Source organism: Beijerinckia indica subsp. indica ATCC 9039 (assembly GCF_000019845.1).
In the GTDB taxonomy this organism is placed as follows: Bacteria; Pseudomonadota; Alphaproteobacteria; order Rhizobiales; family Beijerinckiaceae; genus Beijerinckia; species Beijerinckia indica.
The window spans coordinates 3,787,674-3,806,342 of sequence record NC_010581.1; the positions used below are offsets into that span (position 1 = coordinate 3,787,674).

At 57.8% G+C, this 18,669-nt stretch carries 21 protein-coding genes; 14 read left to right on the forward strand and 7 right to left on the reverse strand.

Annotation, left to right across the window (positions count from 1 at the left end; translation table 11 throughout):
• Positions 1-57: 57 nt before the first annotated feature.
• The 4 genes from argB to BIND_RS16915 all read left to right on the forward strand — a co-directional run bounded on the left by argB (position 58) and on the right by BIND_RS16915 (position 3,125).
• Positions 58-912 (forward strand): acetylglutamate kinase, encoded by an 855-nt coding sequence (gene argB, locus BIND_RS16900; protein ID WP_041778980.1) that lies wholly within the window; start codon positions 58-60, stop codon positions 910-912.
• Between the two features lie 86 nt (positions 913-998).
• A complete protein-coding gene (locus tag BIND_RS16905; RefSeq protein WP_041778981.1) occupies positions 999-1,715 on the forward strand; it encodes a pyrimidine 5'-nucleotidase in 717 nt (238 codons plus the stop codon).
• 70 nt (positions 1,716-1,785) lie between these two features.
• Positions 1,786-2,643, forward strand: coding sequence for a 2,3,4,5-tetrahydropyridine-2,6-dicarboxylate N-succinyltransferase (gene dapD, locus BIND_RS16910; protein WP_012386239.1), 858 nt, complete (start codon positions 1,786-1,788; stop codon positions 2,641-2,643).
• Positions 2,643-3,125: a hypothetical protein gene (locus BIND_RS16915; protein ID WP_012386240.1), complete on the forward strand. Its 483-nt coding sequence runs from the start codon at positions 2,643-2,645 to the stop codon at positions 3,123-3,125. Before dapD ends, BIND_RS16915 begins: the two co-directional genes overlap by 1 nt.
• A 3-nt stretch (positions 3,126-3,128) precedes the next feature.
• Here the strand turns inward: BIND_RS16915 and BIND_RS16920 are convergent, their stop codons facing one another.
• Together BIND_RS16920 and BIND_RS16925 are read right to left on the reverse strand one after the other, a co-directional pair.
• Positions 3,129-3,884 carry a GNAT family N-acetyltransferase gene (locus BIND_RS16920; protein WP_012386241.1) on the reverse strand — a complete coding sequence of 252 codons (756 nt, stop codon included), beginning with the start codon at positions 3,882-3,884 and terminating at the stop codon, positions 3,129-3,131.
• 57 nt (positions 3,885-3,941) lie between these two features.
• Positions 3,942-4,577, reverse strand: coding sequence for a UdgX family uracil-DNA binding protein (locus tag BIND_RS16925; RefSeq protein WP_012386242.1), 636 nt, complete (start codon positions 4,575-4,577; stop codon positions 3,942-3,944).
• 107 nt (positions 4,578-4,684) lie between these two features.
• Here BIND_RS16925 and dapE point away from each other — a divergent pair, with 107 nt between their 5' ends.
• The 4 genes from dapE (at position 4,685) to BIND_RS16945 (ending at position 7,462) form a co-directional block, all read left to right on the forward strand.
• The gene (gene dapE, locus BIND_RS16930) at positions 4,685-5,836 is read left to right on the forward strand and encodes a succinyl-diaminopimelate desuccinylase (protein ID WP_012386243.1); all 1,152 of its coding nucleotides are present in this window, start codon (positions 4,685-4,687) and stop codon (positions 5,834-5,836) included.
• A gap of 129 nt (positions 5,837-5,965) precedes the next feature.
• Positions 5,966-6,196 carry a hypothetical protein gene (locus BIND_RS16935; RefSeq protein WP_012386244.1) on the forward strand — a complete coding sequence of 77 codons (231 nt, stop codon included), beginning with the start codon at positions 5,966-5,968 and terminating at the stop codon, positions 6,194-6,196.
• A 76-nt stretch (positions 6,197-6,272) separates the two neighbouring features.
• Positions 6,273-6,566, forward strand: coding sequence for a type II toxin-antitoxin system death-on-curing family toxin (locus BIND_RS16940; RefSeq protein ID WP_244395911.1), 294 nt, complete (start codon positions 6,273-6,275; stop codon positions 6,564-6,566).
• Positions 6,567-6,820: 254 nt separating this feature from the next.
• Positions 6,821-7,462, forward strand: a complete 642-nt coding sequence (locus tag BIND_RS16945) for a peroxiredoxin (RefSeq protein ID WP_012386245.1) — start codon at positions 6,821-6,823, stop codon at positions 7,460-7,462.
• A gap of 93 nt (positions 7,463-7,555) precedes the next feature.
• Here BIND_RS16945 and BIND_RS16950 read toward each other — a convergent pair whose 3' ends face one another.
• The 3 genes from BIND_RS16950 to BIND_RS16960 form a co-directional block, all read right to left on the reverse strand.
• Positions 7,556-8,587, reverse strand: a complete 1,032-nt coding sequence (locus tag BIND_RS16950) for an aldo/keto reductase (RefSeq protein WP_012386246.1) — start codon at positions 8,585-8,587, stop codon at positions 7,556-7,558.
• A 158-nt stretch (positions 8,588-8,745) separates the two neighbouring features.
• Complete coding sequence (locus BIND_RS16955; RefSeq protein ID WP_244395912.1) at positions 8,746-9,498, reverse strand: cyclase family protein; 753 nt, start codon at positions 9,496-9,498, stop codon at positions 8,746-8,748.
• Between the two features lie 52 nt (positions 9,499-9,550).
• Positions 9,551-11,029, reverse strand: coding sequence for an NAD-dependent succinate-semialdehyde dehydrogenase (locus BIND_RS16960; protein WP_012386248.1), 1,479 nt, complete (start codon positions 11,027-11,029; stop codon positions 9,551-9,553).
• Between the two features lie 226 nt (positions 11,030-11,255).
• Between BIND_RS16960 and BIND_RS16965 the strand changes: the two genes are divergently transcribed.
• The 3 genes from BIND_RS16965 (at position 11,256) to BIND_RS16975 (ending at position 13,797) form a co-directional block, all read left to right on the forward strand.
• Complete coding sequence (locus tag BIND_RS16965; protein WP_012386249.1) at positions 11,256-12,317, forward strand: hypothetical protein; 1,062 nt, start codon at positions 11,256-11,258, stop codon at positions 12,315-12,317.
• A complete protein-coding gene (locus BIND_RS16970) occupies positions 12,314-13,354 on the forward strand; it encodes a peptidoglycan -binding protein (protein WP_041778200.1) in 1,041 nt (346 codons plus the stop codon). The genes BIND_RS16965 and BIND_RS16970 overlap by 4 nt, the downstream gene beginning before the upstream one ends.
• Positions 13,355-13,467: 113 nt before the next feature.
• A complete protein-coding gene (locus BIND_RS16975) occupies positions 13,468-13,797 on the forward strand; it encodes a hypothetical protein (protein WP_012386251.1) in 330 nt (109 codons plus the stop codon).
• 21 nt (positions 13,798-13,818) lie between these two features.
• Here BIND_RS16975 and BIND_RS16980 read toward each other — a convergent pair whose 3' ends face one another.
• On the reverse strand, positions 13,819-14,808 hold the full coding sequence (locus tag BIND_RS16980; RefSeq protein WP_012386252.1) for an MBL fold metallo-hydrolase: 990 nt from the start codon (positions 14,806-14,808) through the stop codon (positions 13,819-13,821).
• 127 nt (positions 14,809-14,935) lie between these two features.
• Positions 14,936-15,589 carry a MarC family NAAT transporter gene (locus tag BIND_RS16985; RefSeq protein WP_012386253.1) on the reverse strand — a complete coding sequence of 218 codons (654 nt, stop codon included), beginning with the start codon at positions 15,587-15,589 and terminating at the stop codon, positions 14,936-14,938.
• Between the two features lie 216 nt (positions 15,590-15,805).
• Between BIND_RS16985 and BIND_RS21695 the strand changes: the two genes are divergently transcribed.
• The 3 genes from BIND_RS21695 to ffh all read left to right on the forward strand — a co-directional run bounded on the left by BIND_RS21695 (position 15,806) and on the right by ffh (position 18,643).
• Positions 15,806-16,087 (forward strand): dihydrodipicolinate synthase family protein, encoded by a 282-nt coding sequence (locus BIND_RS21695; protein WP_158304401.1) that lies wholly within the window; start codon positions 15,806-15,808, stop codon positions 16,085-16,087.
• A 327-nt stretch (positions 16,088-16,414) separates the two neighbouring features.
• Positions 16,415-16,639 carry a hypothetical protein gene (locus tag BIND_RS16995; protein ID WP_244395913.1) on the forward strand — a complete coding sequence of 75 codons (225 nt, stop codon included), beginning with the start codon at positions 16,415-16,417 and terminating at the stop codon, positions 16,637-16,639.
• A gap of 348 nt (positions 16,640-16,987) precedes the next feature.
• The gene (gene ffh, locus BIND_RS17000) at positions 16,988-18,643 is read left to right on the forward strand and encodes a signal recognition particle protein (protein WP_012386256.1); all 1,656 of its coding nucleotides are present in this window, start codon (positions 16,988-16,990) and stop codon (positions 18,641-18,643) included.
• The last annotated feature ends 26 nt before the right edge of the window (positions 18,644-18,669 follow it).

Genomic DNA, 18,669 nt, shown 5'->3' on the forward strand with positions numbered 1-18,669 from the left:
TCGGCGAACGAACAAGACGAATCGCGCAATCCCGATCTCGATGAAGAACGGGAAGAAATGAAGGCGCAGGAGCAGGCGGAAATCCTGATGCAGGCTCTGCCGCATATGCTGCGCTATGACGATGCAATCGTCGTCGTGAAATATGGCGGCCATGCCATGGATGACGAGGAAAGCGCGCGAAACTTCGCCAAGGACATGGTGTTGCTGGAACAATCCGGCGTCAATCCGGTGGTCGTCCATGGCGGCGGCCCGCAGATCGGCGCCATGCTGGCCAAGCTCGGGATCAAATCGGTCTTTTCACAAGGCCTGCGCATCACCGATCGCGCGACGATCGAAATCGTCGAAATGGTGCTGGCTGGTTCCATCAACAAACAGATCGTCGGTTTCATCAATGCGGAAGGTGGCCGCGCCATCGGCCTTTGCGGCAAGGATGGCAATATGGTCACCGCCCATAAGCTCGGCCAGCCGGGCGATGCGGTCGATCTCGGCTTCGTCGGCGAACCCGCCAAGGTCGATACCACCGTTCTCGATCAGGTGCTCGGACGCGAATTGATTCCCGTGCTCGCCCCGGTCGCGCAAGGGGTCGATGGAGAAACCTATAATATCAATGCCGATACATTCGCCGGTGCCATTGCCGGTGCGCTCCAGGCCAAACGCCTGCTCTTTCTCACCGATGTACCGGGGGTGCTCGACCGACAGAAAAGGCTGATCAAGCAATTGAGGGTCGAGGAGATTCGGACGCTCATCGCCGACGGGACCATCACCGGCGGTATGATTCCCAAGGTCGAGACCTGCATTTATGCCCTGGAACAAGGGGTCGAGGGCGTCGTTATTCTTGATGGCAAAACCCCGCATGCCGTCCTGGTCGAACTTTTGACCGATCACGGCGCGGGAACTTTGATCACACGGTGACGCAAACGACGAAAAATTCTCCTCCCTCTCCGCTGGGTTCCCTTGCGCGAAAAACTCCGCCGTTTGCGGCGGAGAATCAGGCTTCCTTGCCGTCGCACCAGAATCGGGTCCTGGCCCATGTGGAGACTTTCGTCTTCGATCTCGATAATACGCTCTACCCGTCCCATTGCGATCTCTGGCCCAAGATCGATGCACGCATCACCCTTTATATGATGCATCACCTGGGGCTCGACGGCCTGTCCTCCCGCGCCTTGCAGAAACATTATTATCACCATTACGGCACGACCTTGCGCGGACTGATGCAGGAAGATGCAGTCGGTGCAGAAGACTTTCTAGCTTTCGTCCATGACATAGACCGCAGCTCGCTGCCGCCCAATCCGACACTCGCCGACGCCATTACCCGTTTGCCGGGCCGCAAGCTGATTCTGACCAATGGCTCGCGCGATCATGCGCTCAATACGGCCAAGGCCCTCGGACTCGAGGCCTTGTTCGAGGATGTTTTCGATATTGCCGACGCCGACTTCGTCCCCAAGCCGCATCCCACGGCCTATGAACGGTTCTTCGACAAGCATGCCGTCGATCCAGCGCGTGCCGTCATGTTTGAGGATCTGACGAAAAACCTGCTCATTCCGCATCAGCGCGGCATGAAGACCGTGCTCGTCGTGCCGAAGCCCGGCCAATTGGACCATCGCGACAAGATCGAGATCGCCGGTCGCGAGATCCCGCCGCATATCGACTATGTCACCGATGACCTCGAAAGCTTTCTGCTCGGGCTTCTTGAGGACGCCACGAACAAGCCGTGAGGGCTTGACTTACGGCCATCCCGCGCCGAAACCTCTGCCGCAAAAGTTCAAGCGGAATGAAAGAAAACCCATGGCGAATGACAAGCTCGAAAGCCTGATCGAGGCTGCCTTCGAGGACCGTGCACAGATCAACGCTTCGACGCAGGGCGATGTGCGCGACGGTGTCGAACGCGCGCTTTTGGAACTCGATTCGGGCAAGCTACGCGTTGCCGAGAAACAGGCAGGCGCCACGGGGCCAGACGCTTGGAAAGTCAATCAATGGCTGAAAAAGGCGGTGCTTCTCTCCTTCCGCCTCAACGATATGAGCACGATCGAGGGTGGCCCCGGGGGCTCATCCTGGTGGGACAAGGTGCCTTCGAAATTCGCCGGCTGGACGGCGGCTGAACATGCGGCGGCCGGCTTCCGCTCCGTGCCGAATTGCGTGGTGCGCCGCTCCGCCTATATCGCACCAGGCGTCGTGCTGATGCCCTCCTTCGTCAATCTCGGCGCCTATGTCGATACGGGCTCGATGGTCGATACCTGGGCGACGGTTGGCTCTTGCGCGCAGATTGGCAAGAACGTGCATCTCTCGGGGGGCGTCGGCATTGGCGGCGTGCTCGAACCCTTGCAAGCCAATCCGACGATCATCGAGGATGATTGTTTCATCGGCGCGAGATCCGAAATCGTCGAGGGCGTGATCATCGGCCAGGGCTCGGTCGTCTCGATGGGGGTGTTCATTTCCTCCTCGACCAAGATCATCGATCGCGCGACGGGCAAGATTCACATCGGTTATGTCCCACCCTATTCCGTGGTTGTCTCCGGCAATCTGCCCGGAAAAAATCTGCCCGACGGCACGCCCGGCCCCTCGCTCTATTGCGCCGTCATTGTGAAAACGGTCGATGCACAGACACGGTCCAAGACCGGCATTAACGAATTGTTGAGAGACTGATGGACCAGGCCGTGGACAACGGAGGCTTCACCTTTCTGTTTCGCACCGATCAGGGCCGGATCGATTGCGCGACCTGGCGAAAATATTCATTCCTGATGGCCCTCCTGCTCGGCATTCTGACCGTGATCTGGTGGGTCATCTCGCCTTACGCGGAGCATGATCTCAGCGAAACCCCGTTCTTCGACTGGGCGATCTTCGGCACCTATGTCTATCTCGTGCTCTATGCCTTCACGGTGCTACTGATCGGCATTTGCCATTATAATCTCAGCGCCAAGCGCTGGCGCGACCGCGCTTGGCCCGGAGGCCTTGCTGGCCTCCTGCCATTTGCCGCTCTTCTGGCCGGCGCCGCGCATTGGCTGCAACCGCGCGTCGCCGAGGTGATGACGCGCGATTATGTCGTCGGCTTCGATCTTTTATTCGTCGGTATACTGGCCTGGAACATTGTGGAGCTTGGTTTTCTGCCGTCCAAAGCCGGAAAATGACATTCAGCCCGCCATAATCTTGCGGCGGTAGTGATAGCGGTAAAGCTCTCTGTCGAACCTGAGCGAACGATAAAGAGCGCGGGCGGGAGCATTTTCGGCCTCGACTTGCAAGCAGCCGCCATGAGCGCCTTGCCGTTTTGCCCAATCCATTAACCGCCTCAGTGCGCGCGCCGCATACCCGCGCCGCCGATAGTTCCGATGAGTGCCAACGGATTCCACGACGAGAAGCCCCTTGTGGATAATCCCATAGGCGACCGCAACGAGGTCGCCGTCAATGCGACAGGAAACGAAGGCCTTGGGCAGGAATATGCAGTCCATCCTCTCTTTATAGATCCGCCGCACAAGCGCAGAGGCTCCATTCAAAGCCGCCCATGCCGCATACCATTCATCGCTCGGATCATCCAAGAGTTCAACGTCTTGAAGATCGACCGACCGGTGATCGGTGAAATCGGTGAGGAGCGTGCATGTCTCACCTTCAGCATTATAGCCTCGTCGCTCCAATGGCCCTTCCATTTCCGGGACGATCGAAGGCACCCGAAAAATCGCGGCCTGACCAAGAGAGCGGTAGATTACCTCAGCCGCTTTTATAATGCTTGTGGGGTCGCGTGGCCCGGACCTCAATGGGTTGACTGAATTCGTTCGACGCGTTTCACCGCCGGATGCGCGCAACAGCCAGCCATCCAGCAAGATCTGTTTCGGAGACGGGCAGGCATTCTGGCAGGCTTCCTCAACCGTCCATGCAAGATCCTCAACGGTCATCGGTACCACCCTAAAACGGTAGAATAGATGACATGAAGCGCCAGCCCAATCGATTCCTTATTCTTCCAGCAAGGCGGGAATCCGCTTGAGATCATTCAAGAAATCCGCGTAATTTTGCGCCCGCATCGGCTCTTTCATACGCAGGATCGCGGAAGGATGCGTGGTCACGAGTAGTTTCGCGTTGTCCCCAAAAGGAATCGGTTCGCCACGCATCTCGCCGATCCGCGCGACATGGCCGAGGAGACCATGGAGAGCCGTCGCCCCCAAAGCCAGGACGAGTTTCGGCTCAAGCAGCGCAAACTCCCCTTCAAGCCAGAAACGGCACGCCTTGATCTCCGTGGTGGTGGGTGTTTTGTGCATGCGGCGCTTGCCACGCGGCTCGAATTTGAAATGTTTCACCGCATTCGTGACATAGACCCGCCTGCGATCGATCCCCACCTCCCCCAGGGCCTTGTCGAGCAGAAGGCCCGCCGGCCCGACGAAGGGATGGCCTTGGAGATCTTCCTTGTCGCCCGGCTGTTCACCGACGATCAGGAGCCGCGCGTCCTTTGGCCCTTCACCGAAAACCGTCTGCGTCGCATGTTTCCAAAGCGGGCAGCGCTGGCATGTCCGTGCGGCCTCACGCAACGCTTCCAGGCTTTTTGGCAAGGGAATATTGCCATCTCGCATGATCGGGCTCGCCTGCGAACGCATCTTCTTTTATGTCCTTTGCGGTGCTGGTCGCACAGCCAACGCATGAGACAGAGGATCGATGCAGGGCTTTCCCTTTCAGGAAGGCTTTTGCATCGTCAGGAGCCACAATGTCCGAAACCGCGCTCGATCTCGCCCGCGCCCTCATTTCCTGTCCTTCCGTCACACCGCAGGACGGCGGCACGCTCGGTGTCCTCGAAAGCCGGTTGAAGGCATCGGGCTTTCGCACCCATCGCCTAACCTTCCACGAAGAAGGCACGCCCGATATCGACAATCTCTATGCCCGTTTCGGCTCAGGCGCGCCTTGTCTCGTTTTCGCCGGCCACACGGATGTCGTGCCTGTCGGCACAGCCACGGATTGGCGGTTCGATCCCTTCGCGGCCAAGGTCGAGGATGGCCAGCTTTGGGGACGCGGCGCCGCCGATATGAAGGGTGCCATCGCCGCATTCACGGCGGCGGCTCTTACCTTTATCGAACAGCACAAGGATTTTAAGGGCTCGATCGCCTTCCTCATCACCGGTGATGAAGAAGGCCCCTCGATCAATGGCACGATCAAGCTTCTGAAATGGGCGGCCGAACAGGGCGAACACTTCGATCATTGTATCGTTGGCGAGCCGACCAATCCGCAAGTACTCGGCGACATGATCAAGATCGGCCGGCGGGGTTCGCTGAATGGCATTTTGAGCATCACCGGCAAACAGGGCCATGTCGCCTATCCGCATCGCGCCGATAATCCTGTTCCCAAACTGATGCGCCTCATTGAGGCACTGATCGGCACGCCCCTTGATGAAGGCACAGATCATTTCGACGCCTCCAATCTTGAAGTGGTCGCGCTCTCGTCAGGAACCGACGCCTATAATGTCATTCCGGCGAAAGCGGAGGCGCGTTTCAACATTCGTTTCAATGATCTGTGGACACCGCAGACATTGGAGCTCGAGCTGCTCGCACGGCTCGACAGCGTGGCAGAAGGAACCGCATACACACTCACTTTCGAGCCCTGTAACGCGCTCGCCTTCATTACAAAGCCAGATCAATTTACAGATCTCGTCGCAAACGCGATCGAGAAACAGACCGGCCGTCGCCCGGAACTTTCCACGACCGGCGGCACATCGGACGCGCGGTTTATTTCCGCCTATTGCCCAGTCGTCGAATTCGGGCTCGTGGGGCAGACCATGCACATGGTCGATGAACGAGTGTCCGTGGCTGACATTGCTACATTGGAAACTATATACACTTCTATTTTAGAAGGTTATTTCCCGTAAATATAAAAATGCCCGGCACCGTTTAAATGATAGAGGATAACATCTATACTTGTGGCATGGCACAAACCTTTATCTTTGATATTTCACGATTTATCATGTTACCTTCACCCGAACGAAGGGAGGCCGATCATGGCTGCGCAAGGCCGCGAGAAATTTGCGACCGAGGTGAATTCGGAAATTCTCTCCGCCGTGCGGCGCATCGCCCAAAGCGAAGGGCGCCAACTTCAGACCCTCGTCGATGAGGCCCTGGCCGATCTGATAGAAAAGCGGAAGCAAGGGCGGCCGCGCACCAATGTCATGGCGGCTTACCAGGCTAGCCATGAAAAATTCGGCTCGCTCTACAAGAAGCTGGCTGAATGACCGATTATCTGAGCGTCATTGAGATATTGACAATCCATGATGATCAGATCGAGCGCTATGGCGGCGGGATTGCGGCTTGCTGGAAGCCGCGCTTTTCCGGCCACAGACCGGCTATTATGCCGATCTGATCGAGGAAGCCGCCGCACTATGGGAAAGTCTGTCGCAAAACCATCCATTCATTGACGGCAACAAGCGCACCGCTTTTGCCGTGACCTACACCTTTCTTGTCATTAACGGCATGCGGCTCACAGCGAGCGCGGACGAGACACAGGATTTTATCCTTGGCCTGTATGAAAGCGGGACTTTCGATTTCGAGCACCTGAACCCATGGCTGCACCGGAACGTGTCTCTTGAGGGCCAAGAGGGCTGAGGGCACAGACTTTCTCAGGTCACAGCCCTCTTGTGCGTTGGCGGGCAGGCCTGAGCCTCGGCCACGGCTTTTCCTATGCTCTGGCACGGCCTGCGTCGTGCTTTTCTGGCTATCATCTCGACCCATGCCGCACCAATATGTGACGGAACCAGGACACTTAAATACAGTTTTCGTGGAACGAGCCTGTCCACGCTTTCCAGCCTCGCATTGCGTTCATTCAGCGAATACAGCACGGCCCGTTCAAGGAGCTTATCATGTCCCTCCAACTCAACGATACAGCCCCTGATTTCGCTCAGGATTCCACCGAAGGCCGCCTGCATTTTTATGATTGGGCTGGGTCGAGCTGGGTGGTGCTGTTCTCCCACCCGAAGGATTTTACGCCTGTCTGCACCACTGAGCTTGGCATCGTGGCCAAGCTGAAGTCGGAATTCGACAAGCGCAATGTCAAGGTGATCGGGCTATCGGTCGATCCTGCGGACAGCCATGCCAGTTGGTCAAAAGACATCGAGGAGACGCAGGGTCAGACGCTCAACTTTCCTCTGATCGCTGACAATGACCGCACGGTCTCCGACCTCTATGGCATGATCCATCCGAATGCCTCGGACACGTTCACCGTGCGCTCGGTCTTCGTGATCGATCCGAACCATAAGGTGCGGCTGACGCTGACCTATCCAGCTTCAACCGGGCGTAATTTCGATGAACTCCTGCGTGTCATCGACAGTTTACAGCTCACCGACAAGTATAAAGTCGCGACGCCTGTGAACTGGAAACAGGGCGAGGACGTGATCATCGTGCCGTCGGTCACCGATGAACAGGCCAAGGATCTCTTTCCGGGCGGTTGGACGGAGCAAAAGCCCTACCTGCGGACGGTCAAGCAACCGCCACTGAACGCATAACATACTTCAATTATACACGAAGCGAGAGCATGGCACACACCAGTGAACGTATGCTCTCGCTAACAAGACTGGCGGCCTTTGCTACCAGAAAGACTACCAATCCGTCGGCTTTGGATTGCGCTCGCCGAATTGAATCTGATGCCAATAGGGATAGGTCGGCACACGATGGCTGGCCTTGTCGAGCAACGCGACCTGCTCGGCCGTAAGCTGCCACCCCACGGCGCCAAGATTCTGTTTGAGTTGTTCCTCATTGCGTGCGCCGATCACGATATTGGCTACGGTCGGACGCTGCAGCAACCAATTCAAGGCGACCTGAGCAACGGTCTTGCCGGTCTCCTTGGCAACGAGATCGAGCGCATCCACGACGGTAAAGAGATAGTCCTGATCGACGATCGGTCCCCCTTCCGCACCGCCAGTCGCAATGCGGCCTTCGGTAACCGGTGCGCCGCGGCGAATCTTGCCCGTCAGGCGTCCCCAGCCGAGTGGGCTCCAGACCATCAGGGAGACACCCTGATCGAGGCCAAGCGGCATCAATTCCCATTCGTAATCGCGACCGACCAGCGAATAATAGCCCTGATAAGCGACATAACGCGCCAAGCCACGCTGCTCCGACGCCGCCAGGGATTTCATCAAATGCCAGCCGGAAAAATTCGATGCGCCAATATAGCCAACCTTGCCGCTAGTGATGAGATGATCGAGCGCATGCAATGTCTCTTCGACCGGCGTCAGGGCATCGAAAGCATGCATGAAATAGACATCGATATGATCCGTCCCGAGCCGCTTCAGGCTGGCCTCGCAAGCCCGGATCAAATGGAAACGGGATGAACCGACTTCATTGGGACCGCTGCCGGTGGCGAAAGTGGCCTTGGTCGAAATCAGGACCTTGTCCCGCTTGCCCTTGATCGCCTGTCCCAAAACCTCTTCGGAAGCCCCTTCTGAATAGACATCGGCCGTATCGAAGAAATTGACGCCATGATCGATACAGAGATCGATCATCCGCGTCGCCTCGGCGACATCCGTATCGCCCCAGCGTTTGAAGAATTCATTCGATCCGCCGAATGTCGCCGTTCCAAAACTGAGGACAGGAACCTTCAAGCCGGAGCGGCCAAGCTGCCGATAATCCATGGTCCGTTCCTCCTCCTATATAGCCGACGCCAATAATCAGGCCTTTGGCATCACCCTTGACGTGAGCATCACACTAACCGATTTGCGAGACGAGCCGCATCACGGTCACGTGATGGCGTTAGCATCAGTGTCATCCATCAATCCCCACCCTCTCCCTTTCAAGGCAGGATCGCAAAGGCCCGCGCCGGAAAGCCCAATCCCTTCTCGACCTTGGGCCAGGTGACGACAATGAGTGCGCCGGTCGCCGGCACTTTATCGAGATTGGTCATCACCTCGATCTGATAATGACCACTTTGCAGAATGTATGTCTCCGTCTCCATCGTCTCGGTCACATCGCTATCGAGCGATTCGTGACCGATCGCCTTGATCCCGCGTTGCTCGACAAGAAATTGCACCGCCTCGCGCGACCAGCCCGGAAAAGGCTGGCGCTTGAAAGACTGGGGGTTCGTCTCGAAATCCTTGCCCATATCGGTGCGCAAAGCCGCGAAGGCTCCCTCCGGCACGCGTCCGTGTTCATGCTCCCAGGTTTTGAGGTCCTCGAGTGAAAAGACATGCGCCGGCTCTTTATCGAGCCATGGCGTGATATCGAAGACGACGAGCGGCAGGATCATCTCCTTGAGCGGGATCTGATCGAGCGTCGCGCCCTTTTCCGCAAAATGCGCCGGTGGATCGACATGGGTGCCATATTGGCCGACCATGGCGAAGAAAGTGGATCGGAACCCGTCCTGTTTGATCGTATAAGGCTCGCCCGTTCCCGGTTTCATCGCCGGATACATTTTCGCCTGCGGGAAACCTTCCCAGACCGGCGTGGTCTCACTGAAGGCATGAGTTAAATCGACAAAGGTTTTATGCGCCAGAACCGCCTGGATTTCCGTCAGCGAAGGCTCGGCAGAGGCTACCGCCGACGACAAAACCAGAAGCAAGGCGCCAAGGTAAAGGCTTGCGTGCCTGCAACCCCTCCGTTCAGGTCTCGAGCCCGCCGAGGCAGAGATATTTGATCTCCAGATAGTCCTCGATGCCATATTTCGACCCTTCCCGCCCGATCCCCGAGTTTTTCACACCACCGAACGGCGCGACCTCCGTCGAGATCAATCCTTCGTTGATCCCAACAATGCCATATTCGAGTCCTTCCGCCACCCGCATGATGCGGCCGATGTCGCGGCTATAGAAATAGGAGGCAAGGCCAAAGGGTGTGTCATTGGCCAGTGTCACCGCCTCTTCTTCCGTGCGGAAGCGAAACAAGGGCGCGACCGGCCCAAAAGTTTCCTCGTGAAAAATCCGCGCCTTGGGCGGGACATCGGCAAGGATCGTCGGCTCATAGAAAGTGCCACCAAGCGGATGCGGCGCGCCGCCGAGGATCACGGAGGCGCCGAGGGAAACAGCATCAGCCACATGCGCGTCGACCTTGGTCAGAGCCGCCTGATCGATTAGCGGACCAATGATGACGCCCTCCTCGAACCCGTCGCCGACCTTCAGAGCCTTGACGGCCTCCACCAACTTTTGTGCAAAAACATCATAAACGCCATCCTGGACCAGCAGACGGTTGGCACAGACACAGGTTTGTCCGGCATTACGATATTTCGAGGCGATGGCCCCTTTGACGGCGGCATCGAGATCGGCATCGTCGAAGACGATGAAAGGCGCATTGCCGCCAAGTTCCATACTGGTCTTCTTGATTGTAGGCGCGCATTGGGCGAGCAATTTCGCGCCCACTTCCGTGCTGCCGGTAAAGGAGAATTTGCGCACATCCGGATTGCCGGTGAGTTCAGCGCCAATCTCGCTTCCAGGCCCCGTGACGATGTTGCAGATACCCGCCGGCAGGCCGGCCCGTTCAGCGAGCACGCCAAGCGCCAGGGCTGAAAAGGGCGTCTGGCTCGCCGGGCGCAAAATGCCGGCGCAGCCCGCAGCCCAACCGGGACCCGCCTTGCGGGTGATCATGGCTGATGGAAAATTCCAGGGCGTGATGGCGGCGAAGACGCCGATCGGCTCCTTGCGGACGATCAAGCGGCGGCCGGGCAGATGTTCGGGAATGACATCGCCATAGACGCGTTTGCCTTCCTCCGCGAACCATTCGATGAAGCCCGCCGCATAGGCGATTTCACCCCGGCTCTCGGTCAGGGGCTTGCCCTGTTCTGCTGTCATGATGCGAGCAAGATCCTCCTGGTTTTCGAGCATCAGGTCGAACAGGTGCCGCAGGATCTTGGCGCGTTCCTTTGCGGTTTTTTTGGCCCAGGCCGGCTGCGCCTTTTTCGCGGCAGCAATGGCCAGCGCGGTTTCCTTGGCGCCGAAGGCGGGCACATGGCCGAGCACAGTGCCCGTTGCCGGATTCTCAACCGTGACAGAAGGCCCATCGCCCACGCTGAGCCAGCGGCCATCAATGAGACACGCCTGGCGGAAGAGAGAAGCATCCTTGAGCGTGGCCAGAAAAGCCTCGTCCGCCATCGATCCGCTCCTTTGCGTGTTTGACAAGCCTTGTTCGAGGATGAAGATATGTAAGGTCTTTCCAGGCTTTCTTGCACCCCTGCCTTCGATAGTTACATTTGATAGTCACACAGGCTTGCCGTAGGCTTGATTTACGGGGATTGCCCAAGAAAATCACGATGATTGCTTGACGTCGGCGAGGGATAGAGGTTCCCTCGGATGGATTATCGCGCAGCGGATGGCCCTCATGACGAATGACCTTCCAAACCCCTCCAGTCTCGCGCTTTCCTCTCCCTATACGTTTCTCCTTCGCATGCTGATCTTTCTGGCGCTCACGGGCGGTCTCGCCTTTGTCCTGCAGCAGCAGATCGCTCATGCCTTCATGGCCAATCCTGGGCTCAACGGACTCATCGGCGCCGTTCTCGCCATTGGCATTCTGCTTGGACTGCGCCAAGTCGTGCGGCTGTTTCGTGAGATTCGCTTCGTCAATGCCTGGGCTCGCGGCATTGCGGATCTCGTCAAGCCACCGATTCTGCTGGCACCCATGGCGAGCCTGCTCGCCGAGCAGCCTTTCGGCGCCCCCATCGCGACCATGACTTCGCGGACGATTCTCGATTCGGTCGGCACGAGGCTCGACGAGGCCCGCGATATTGCCCGTTATCTCACAGGCCTCCTGATCTTTCTCGGCCTGCTCGGCACATTCTGGGGCCTTCTCGAAACCGTCGGCTCGATCGGTGGCGTTATCCAATCGATGCAGACCGGCGCCGATGCTGCCATCATGTTCGACAATTTGAAAAATGGCCTCGCCGCGCCCCTCGCTGGCATGAGCATTTCTTTCACGTCTTCCCTGTTCGGTCTCGCCGGTTCGCTGATCCTGGGATTTCTCGATCTTCAAGCCGGCCAGGCGCAAAATCGTTTCTACACCGAACTCGAAGACCTTCTGATGGTGTATACACAGGAGGTTTCGGAGATGAGAGAGGGGATGATTCCGGTCCAGGCCCGGGACACGGCTCCAAGACATGTCGAGGCACCGATGCCAGGACACGGCGAAATCCCGGCCGAACTGCGCCTGGCTCTTGAAAAGATTGCCGCCGTCGCCGACCAAAGCCAGGCCCGGGCGACGGCGCTTGCCATCGCCAATCTCGCAGAGGGCATTCAGGGCCTCGTCCTGCATATGCGCTCGGAACACCAATTGTTGCGCGATTGGGTCGAGGCGCAAGCCGATGAGAGCCGGCAAACGCAGGCGCTTTTGCAACGGATGCTCGCCCTCCATGAGCAGGGCCAATTTTTCCTTAAGGAACGACCCTGATGCTCAGCCGTACGCGGCGGCGCGAACGCACCATCGATTATTGGCCGGGCTTCGTCGATGCCCTTTCGACCATGTTGCTCGTGATTATTTTCTTGCTGTCGGTTTTCATGCTGGCGCAATTCTTCTTGGCGCGCGAGGTCACCGGCAAGGATAAAGCACTCTCGCGGCTCGATCGTCAGATCAATGATCTTTCCACCCTTTTAGCGCTGGAGCACGCGGCCAAGGACAAGGCGGAGCAGGAAACCGGCCAGCTCAAGGCAACGCTTGAAGCCGCACAGACGGCCGCCAAGGCGGAAGCAACCCGGCTGCAAGAATTGGTCGATGCGGGCAATCAGGCCACCCAATCGGCAGAGGACCGTGCGCGCCTTTCGCTGCGCGCACTCGATGCGGAAAAGCAGCTCTCCACACAGGCTGAGGCCCAGGTCGAAACATTGAATCAACAGATCGCTGCCTTGCGAGGCCAGCTTTCAAGCCTTCAGGAGACACTCTCGGCTTCCGAAACACGCGATCAGGAGTCCCGCGCGCAAATCGCTGATCTCGGCAGCCGGCTTAATGTGGCACTCGCCCAAAAGGTTCAAGAACTCGCCCATTATCGTTCGGATTTCTTTGGCCGTCTGCGGCAAGTGCTGGGCGAGCGGCCAGACTTGCGGATCGTCGGCGACCGTTTCGTCTTCCAATCCGAGCTACTTTTCGATTCCGGTCAGGCCCGCCTGAATCCAATCGGCCGGCAGGAACTCGACACTTTGGCAACGGCCCTCAACGATCTCGTCAAAACGATTCCCGCCGATCTTCCCTGGGTCATGCGCGTCGACGGCCATACCGACAAAAAGCAGATCAAATCCGTGCAATTCCCTTCGAATTGGGAACTCTCCGTCGCCCGCGCGCTCGCCGTTGTGCATTATCTCACGGACAAGGGCGTGCCCCCGGACCGTCTGGCGGCGGCGGGGTTTGGATCCTTCCAGCCGCTCGATCCAGGTGACAGCGAGGAAGCCTTGAAGCGCAACAGGCGCATCGAGTTGAAGATCACGGAAAAATAGCTCGTTTCACACGGAACATTCTGAAGGGAGAATGACACCGCCGCATGTCCCGCATACAATAAGCCGTGAGCCCTGTTCATCAAGACAATGCCGACCGTTCAAAGGGAACAATCATGAACACTTTTGACCGCATTGTTTTTCTGTTCGCTTCGGGCCCGGGCATAGCCAGCCCCACCATCGACCGGTTCGAACTGACGCGTGCCGAACTGAAGGATACGGATGCCGATCACATCGATCTTTTGATCGCGGAGGCGCATTTTTTTGAACTTCACGATGACATGCCGGGTATCAAAATCTTCGACGGACCGCACAAATCTCACATAACCATCGAGATGGCGGACGGGCGCTCTCATTCCCTCGCTTTCGTCCTGTCCAATTGCCCTGCCCCGCTGCTGTCCCTTCTCCATTTCATTCAGGAACACGCAAAGCCATCATCGATCTAGCCCGGTTAGCCACGCCCGTCCTCATTCCAGGGGCACTTTGAAAACCTCGCCCGGACGCTTCACCTGAAAATGCCCCGGCGCAACGCCTGCTCGTTCGAGCGCGACAGCGAGCCTTTTGGGTGGCTCATCGATCGCCTCATCGGTCAGGTGGAACGTGCCCCAATGATGCGCGAGACCGTAAGCCGCGCCGCAATCCTGAAAGATGCGGACGGCCTCCTCTGGATCAACATGATGTTCGCGCATGAACCAGCGCGGCTCATAAGCACCGATCGGAACCAGGGCCAGCCGGAAAGGCCCATGCTTCACCCGCATCGCCCGGAAAATCTCTCCCCTGCCATAGGCTGTATCGCCGATATGGTAGATTTTGCCGGCCGGCGTCTCGATGACGAAAGCCGCCCAGAGAGCCATGCGGCGATCGGACAGGCCACGCGCTGACCAATGATAGCAGGGCTCGAAATGAATGAAGACCTCATTGCCAATCGAAATCCGCGCGCCCCAATCATGGGCCTCGGCTCTGATGCGTGCATCATGAGTGCGCATGATCGTTTCATTGCCGAGCGGCGACAGGACCCGACAGCCGGCGAGTTGCGACAGCGTCGGCAGATCGAGATGATCATAATGATTATGGGTGACGAGAATCGCATCGATCTCCGGCAGATCCTCAAGAGCGATACCCGGCGGATTGACACGTTTCGGTCCGACGGACCGGAACGGGCTCACGCGTTCTGAAAAGACCGGATCCAGAAGAAGGTTGAGCCCCTGGGTCTGAAGTAGAAAACTCGCATGGCCGATAAAGGATACACGCAGATCCGCGCCTTCGACCCGCGCCGGCGGCTTATCACGCGCCGGGCTTGGAAAGGTCACCGGCCATTTGGGACCGTGCCGGCTGGCGAATCTCCATTTGAGGAAATCGGAGAAACGATTCGTCTTCGGCCTTTCGCCCGGCACAAAAAAACGCGTGCCATCGAAATGATCCGACAGAGGGCCGGCATAATAGGGGTTACGGGGCATGCCTTATCCGTTTGACATCCAGGCGGCTGAAAGAGGGGGCTCGTCACCTCCAAAAGGTCGCGGCAATCTATGAAGATAGGAAGGCAAGGCCAAGGTTGTAAGGGCAAGGATTTGCCCTCACTCCCATTCAACTGAAAGAGATGATGAAATCTCTGATGCCGGAGGCGATGAATTGGACGGCGACGCAGGCTAGGAGAAAACCCATGATCTTGGTGACGGACTGGATGCCCGCCTCGCCAAGGAATTTGGCGATCCTCACAGCACCAGCAAGTGCCACATAGGCGCAGGCCACCACAATACCGATCCCGCACAGCACGACGAAATGGCCAAGAACCTCATATTTTTCTGGGATTTCCGATCCATAGCTCATCACCACGGCGATCGAGCCGGGACCGGCGAGGCTCGGCATGGCAAGAGGTGAAAACGAATAATCAGCCTCGTGCTGTTCGAAGCCTTCCTCATCGCCCTGCGTCTTTGCGGGCGTTTCTCCGGCGAAGAGCATGCGAAAGGCAAGGACGAGGATGATCAGGCCGCCAGCCACGCGGATGCCCGGCATGGAAATGCCGAAGAGCGCGATGATCCCATTGCCGACGAGCAGAAAAGCCGCAAGAATTGCAAAGGCATAGATTGATGCACGGGCAGCCTGCCGCCGCTGGCGCTCCGGCTCCATCCGTCGGGTCAAGGCGAGAAAGAGTGGAATGGTGCTGAGCGGATTCATGATCGGCAAGAGGCCGATGGCAACGACGAACACATATCTTACGGAGAGAAAGAACAGGTCCATGAAGGTCTCGGCCAAGCTGGCATGACACAAGGAAATCGGCGGCGCGAGAACCCACGGGTCAAAGCGCCCTCCTTTGTCCGCCAAGCCCGCGTATCTGGCAAGGGGCTTTGCCTCTGCCGACCGGGTTCACGTGATTGCCAGGATCGGGACCAACGACACGCATTCGACGATCGCCTTATGACAATCCTCCGATACAGGAGGGAATCTTCCGGCATTTTGAATGCCATCGCCAACAGTATTGATATTTCCATTATCGTTTACAATGTCCCGTCACAAACGGGTGTCGATTTAACCCTTGCGACGATGGAGCGTTTTGTAACCACCCCTACGATCATCAAGATCAAGGATGCGACTAGCGACTTGTCACGACCAACGGCTCTTACCCAGCAGGTTGGCAACCAATTTTATTTCACGTTTATTCCTTTGTATTTTCGCCTTAATCGAAAACATATGCGCTTTTTCCTATCTGAGTCGCGTACAGACCGCATCAGTCCTTAAAAAGGAAACCAACCTCGGCCTGCCTACAACAGAAGGATCAAGATCGATGCATCCTCGTATGTACCGCATTCAGCCTATGCGACATTCGCTACGCGTTTCCTCCTCCAAACAGGGCACTCGTGTAAAAGTAGGGAATGTCGCTTCCAATCCAGAAGATTTCAGGATGTTCTTGCGGCTCGGCGCAATACTGGCCCTCGTCTATGCCGCAGCGGCTTACGTGACGTGGTTGACCAACTGACGAAAACGCATCGTTTCAACAGCAGAAAGACATCCCTCATGGGCAAGGCAAGGCAGATCAGCCAACCTCCCTCGCGGGGGCGTCGATTCATGGTCGGACGTGATAAGCATGGTCAATGGGCCGTATGCGATGAGAAAGGACTGATTGGTGGCCTCTTCATCAGCCGGGACGCAGCGATTCATTTCGCCATGTTCGAAAGTGACCATGTTCCAGGTGCCGTGCTTTATGTCCCGGACACGATAATCATCAGCTTGGAGCCCCTGTTCAAAATGAACCGATCGGCTGCGCCGTCTGTCATTCCCAAACGCATGTAGTTTAATCAGGCTATGATCGTCCTGTTTTCGGTATTAGAGCGCGATTCGTGTCTTTCCCCCGCCTGAAAAGCGCAATGAGACCACGCGACCGATCGCATCCGATCCTTGACGGAAGCCATCCCGCTCTTTAAGGATGCTTTTTCTTGAGATCCCTTACCCTCGGTCAAGGATCTCATTCGTCCGACAAGCCGGAGGTTTTCGAAAACCCCGGCCACGCCCGGCAGCGCGTTGCGCCCCCGGGCGCGTTTTGCGTTGCAAAAAGCGGTTTTCATTGATCAAATGCCCTTGAAGGGGATTTGGTCCAGGGTCATGCCGGTCGCTCGCGGCCGGCGCATGCGGGAGAGGCATATGTTCGAAGGGCTTTCTGAAAGGCTTTCAGGCATTTTCGATGCCTTGACCCAGCGCGGCGCCCTGAATGAAGAGGATGTGGATATCGCGCTTCGCGAGGTCCGCCGCGCCTTGCTCGAAGCCGATGTCTCGCTTGATGTCGTGCGCTCCTTCGTCGACAAGGTCCGCAACCGGGCACTCGGCTCCAATGTCGTCCGATCGGTCACGCCCGGTCAGATGGTCGTCAAGATCGTCAATGACGTGATGATCGAAACGCTCGGCAAGACTGTCGAGCCGATCGATCTCGACGCCGCGCCGCCCGTCGGCATCATGATGGTCGGCCTGCAGGGCGCCGGCAAGACCACCACGACGGCCAAGATCGCCAAGCGCCTCACCGACCGTTTCAAGCGCAAGGTGCTGATGGCCTCGCTCGACGTCAAAAGGCCAGCCGCCCAGGAACAACTCGCCGTGCTTGGCAAGCAGATCAATGTGGCGACGCTGCCGATCATCGCCGGCCAGACGCCGGTGCAGATCGCACAACGGGCGGAACAGGCCGCGCGGTTACAAGGTTTCGACGTCGTGCTGCTCGACACGGCCGGGCGCACCCATATCGACGAAGCCCTCATGGCGGAAATGGCCGAGATCAAGGCCGCCTCCAGCCCGCATGAAATCCTGCTGGTCGTTGATAGCCTCACGGGCCAGGACGCGGTCAATCTCGCCAAAAATTTCGATGACCGCGTTGGCATTACCGGCATCGTCCTCACCCGCATCGACGGCGATGGACGTGGCGGCGCGGCGCTTTCCATGCGCGCCGTCACCGGCAAGCCGATCAAACTCATCGGTACCGGCGAAAAAATCGACGCACTCGAGGATTTTTATCCGGACCGCATCGCCAATCGCATTCTCGGCATGGGCGATATTGTCTCGCTCGTCGAAAAGGCGGCACAAACCATCGACGCCGAAAAGGCGGAGAAGATGGCCGCCAAGCTGCGTAAGGGCAAATTCGATCTCGAGGATTTATCCGACCAATTGGCCCAGGCGGAAAAGCTCGGCGGCATCAGCGGGATCATGGGCATGCTGCCCGGCATGGGCAAATTGAAGGATCAATTGGCCAGCGCCAATATCGACGACAAGGTGATCAAGCGCCAGCGTTCGATCATTCTGTCCATGACCCCGCAGGAGCGGCGTAATCCCGATCTCATCAAAGCCTCACGCAAGAAACGCATCGCGGCGGGCTCAGGCATGAAGGTCGAGGATGTCAACAAGCTTTTGAAGCAGCATCGCCAAATGGCCGATCTGATGAAGGCCTTTGGCGGCGGCAAAATGGGGAAAATGGGCAAGATGGCCTCCATGCTCGGCGGCAAGGGCCTTGGAGGCGGACTTGGCGCTCTTGGAGGCGGGCTCGGAGGTTTGGGGGGCGGCATGCCCTCGGCAGAAGACCTCGCGGCCCTGCAGAAACAATTTGGCCAGCTTCCGCAGCCGGGCGCAAATCCCGGCCCGGCTCCCGGATTGCCCCCGGCGCCACCGGCCGGTTTGCCGAAACTGCCCGCCGATCCTTCAAGCCTGTTTGGCGCTCCTCCCACCCAGCCCGGTGGAAAATCCGGTGGCTTGCCGGGTCTGGGTGGCATGAAGCTTCCCGGCCTCGGCGGCTTCAATCCTTTCGCCAAGAAGAAATAGACTCAGCCTTTCTTCTTGCTTTTCAA

Excerpts from the sequence above, each read along its gene's own strand:
- BIND_RS16935 (WP_012386244.1), top strand. The coding sequence starts at position 5,966 with ATGGCTGCGCAAGGCCGCGAGAAATTTGCGACCGAGGTGAATTCGGAA.
- dapE (WP_012386243.1), top strand. The coding sequence starts at position 4,685 with ATGTCCGAAACCGCGCTCGATCTCGCCCGCGCCCTCATTTCCTGTCCT.
- BIND_RS16975 (WP_012386251.1), top strand. The coding sequence starts at position 13,468 with ATGAACACTTTTGACCGCATTGTTTTTCTGTTCGCTTCGGGCCCGGGC.
- BIND_RS16950 (WP_012386246.1), bottom strand. The coding sequence starts at position 8,587 with ATGGATTATCGGCAGCTTGGCCGCTCCGGCTTGAAGGTTCCTGTCCTC.
- dapD (WP_012386239.1), top strand. The coding sequence starts at position 1,786 with ATGGCGAATGACAAGCTCGAAAGCCTGATCGAGGCTGCCTTCGAGGAC.
- BIND_RS16965 (WP_012386249.1), top strand. The coding sequence starts at position 11,256 with ATGACGAATGACCTTCCAAACCCCTCCAGTCTCGCGCTTTCCTCTCCC.
- ffh (WP_012386256.1), top strand. The coding sequence starts at position 16,988 with ATGTTCGAAGGGCTTTCTGAAAGGCTTTCAGGCATTTTCGATGCCTTG.
- BIND_RS16945 (WP_012386245.1), top strand. The coding sequence starts at position 6,821 with ATGTCCCTCCAACTCAACGATACAGCCCCTGATTTCGCTCAGGATTCC.
- argB (WP_041778980.1), top strand. The coding sequence starts at position 58 with ATGAAGGCGCAGGAGCAGGCGGAAATCCTGATGCAGGCTCTGCCGCAT.
- BIND_RS16920 (WP_012386241.1), bottom strand. The coding sequence starts at position 3,884 with ATGACCGTTGAGGATCTTGCATGGACGGTTGAGGAAGCCTGCCAGAAT.
- BIND_RS16995 (WP_244395913.1), top strand. The coding sequence starts at position 16,415 with ATGGTCGGACGTGATAAGCATGGTCAATGGGCCGTATGCGATGAGAAA.
- BIND_RS16915 (WP_012386240.1), top strand. The coding sequence starts at position 2,643 with ATGGACCAGGCCGTGGACAACGGAGGCTTCACCTTTCTGTTTCGCACC.
- BIND_RS16980 (WP_012386252.1), bottom strand. The coding sequence starts at position 14,808 with ATGCCCCGTAACCCCTATTATGCCGGCCCTCTGTCGGATCATTTCGAT.
- BIND_RS16985 (WP_012386253.1), bottom strand. The coding sequence starts at position 15,589 with ATGGACCTGTTCTTTCTCTCCGTAAGATATGTGTTCGTCGTTGCCATC.
- BIND_RS16925 (WP_012386242.1), bottom strand. The coding sequence starts at position 4,577 with ATGCGTTCGCAGGCGAGCCCGATCATGCGAGATGGCAATATTCCCTTG.
- BIND_RS16960 (WP_012386248.1), bottom strand. The coding sequence starts at position 11,029 with ATGGCGGACGAGGCTTTTCTGGCCACGCTCAAGGATGCTTCTCTCTTC.